We start from the raw sequence: 1,985 nt of genomic DNA, 5'->3' as shown, positions 1-1,985 counted from the left end.
GTTGTTCCGCCAGGAGCACAGCTGGGTAGCCAAGTTGGGAAGGGATAAACGCTGAAAGCATCTAAGTGTGAAGCCCACCTCAAGATAAGATTTCCCATAGCGTAAGCTAGTAAGACCCCTCGAAGAACACGAGGAGATAGGTCAGAGGTGTAAGCAGGGCAACCTGTTAAGCTGACTGATACTAATAGGTCGAGGGCTTGACCAAATAAAAACGAAAGAAAAAAATTTACTGTGCAATTTTGAGAGGACAAAGTTCTTCTTAGACTATAAATTTTTTATAGTTAAATTAATGTTTAGTATTGACAGTCGTTTAAAAGCACTGTATAATATAAAACTGTGATAAGAAAATATCTGGTGGTAATGACGTGAAGGTAACACCCCTTTCCATACCGAACAGGAAGGTTAAGCTTCAGAGTGCCGATGGTACTGCAGGGGAGGCCCTGTGGGAGAATAGGTCGCTGCCAGGTAATAAGGATCTTTAGCTCAGTTGGTTAGAGCAACCGGCTCATAACCGGTTGGTCCGGGGTTCGAGTCCCTGAAGGTCCACCATGCGGGGGTATAGCTCAGCTGGGAGAGCATCTGCCTTGCACGCAGAGGGTCAAGAGTTCGAATCTCTTTATCTCCACCAAAACGAGTAACATTTGTTACTCGTTTTTTAAAGAAATACATTGCATAGATTGTTCCGTGGTAGCTCAATGGTTGAGCATTCGGCTGTTAACCGAAGGGTTGGAGGTTCGAGCCCTCTCCACGGAGCCATTTTTATTTTTTGAATTCATTTGATTAAGGCATTTGAAAGAAAATAACAGGTCAAAGATGCGACGAATATTTTTTATCCGATGACTACCCACTCTAATACTTACACTTTCCCAAGTGTGAGCAAAGAGTGGCTACGTCCCTGGATAACAATTTCTAAGCATCAGATGAAGTTTTTAACTTCATCTGATGCCAAGAACTTTGTTTATCAGACAAGGAGGAAGGTTCCGCAGATAGTGAATCCTATCTAAGGGTTCTACCGACGCAGTATGATAAAAAATATCCTAGCATACTGACTAGTTATTTCTTTGAAAATGCCTAAAATAGATTAGTAAAAATAAACCAAAGGTGGCTCACCTTTGGTTTATTTTTTATGGAGTGCATATTTTAGGTACTTGTTTTCATAGATAATAATATAAAAGTAAAATTATTTTGAAAATTTAATTAATTATAGGAGGAATTTTAATTAGCAAATAGAATATATAATTAATCGAAAAGTAAGGGGAGGGATTGCTTATGAAAAAATATTCAGTAAATAATTTAAGAAATGTAGGATTTATTGGACATAGTGGTTCTGGTAAAACTACATTAACAGAAGCAATACTTTATTACACAAAAGTTGTTGATAGGTTTGGAAAAATTGAAGATGGAAGTACTGTTAGTGATTATGATATTGAAGAAAAAAAGAGAAAAATATCAATAGCTTCATCTTTAGCTTCCTGTGAATGGAAAAATACAAAGATAAATTTAGTTGATATGCCAGGATATTTTGACTTTGTAGGAGAGACTATGGAAGGATTGAGAGCAGTTGATGTAGCTATAATTGTTTTATCAAGTGTATCTGGAGTTCAAGTGGGAGCTGAGAAATCTTGGAGTGGTGTCAATAAAAGTAAACTTCCTAGAGCTTTTTATATAAATAAGTTGGATAGAGAAAATTCAAATTTTGATAAAACATTGGCAGAATTGAAAGAAAAGTTTGGTATGTCTGTAGTACCAATTCAATATCCTATAGGAACGGAAAATAATTTTAAAGGAATTGTAAACGTTATTTCAGGAAAAGCTAAAATAATGAATAATAAGGTGCGAGCTGCGAAGCAGCACGCAGATGCGTGATGTTTCCTCTTGACAGTGGAAGAATGATTTTGTTGTCATTAGTAAGCTACTAACATATAGTAGGAAAATCCTATCAAGTAATACCTAACCAGTAGCTTGTACCAAGTCCTTGGAATCGA

Annotated in this window: 3 tRNA genes, 2 rRNA genes and 1 pseudogene; all 6 read left to right on the top strand. The window is 36.7% G+C overall.

The features are described from left to right. Window positions 1-205, top strand: a 23S ribosomal RNA gene (locus tag WY13_RS15495); the annotation flags it as partial. Window positions 206-350: 145 nt separating this feature from the next. Next, window positions 351-467 (top strand): 5S ribosomal RNA (gene rrf / locus WY13_RS15490). 5 nt (window positions 468-472) lie between these two features. Beyond that, a tRNA-Ile gene (locus WY13_RS15485) sits at window positions 473-549 on the top strand. Window positions 550-552: 3 nt separating this feature from the next. Further along, window positions 553-628: transfer RNA gene (locus tag WY13_RS15480), tRNA-Ala, on the top strand. A gap of 53 nt (window positions 629-681) precedes the next feature. Then, a tRNA-Asn gene (locus WY13_RS15475) sits at window positions 682-756 on the top strand. A gap of 513 nt (window positions 757-1,269) precedes the next feature. Continuing rightward, window positions 1,270-1,833: pseudogene (locus WY13_RS15470) on the top strand (GTP-binding protein); the annotation flags it as partial. Window positions 1,834-1,985: the final 152 nt, after the last annotated feature.

The organism is Clostridium ljungdahlii (genome assembly GCF_001636845.1).
GTDB lineage: Bacteria > Bacillota > Clostridia > Clostridiales > Clostridiaceae > Clostridium_B > Clostridium_B ljungdahlii_A.
This window is presented reverse-complemented; position numbering and strand designations above follow the sequence as displayed.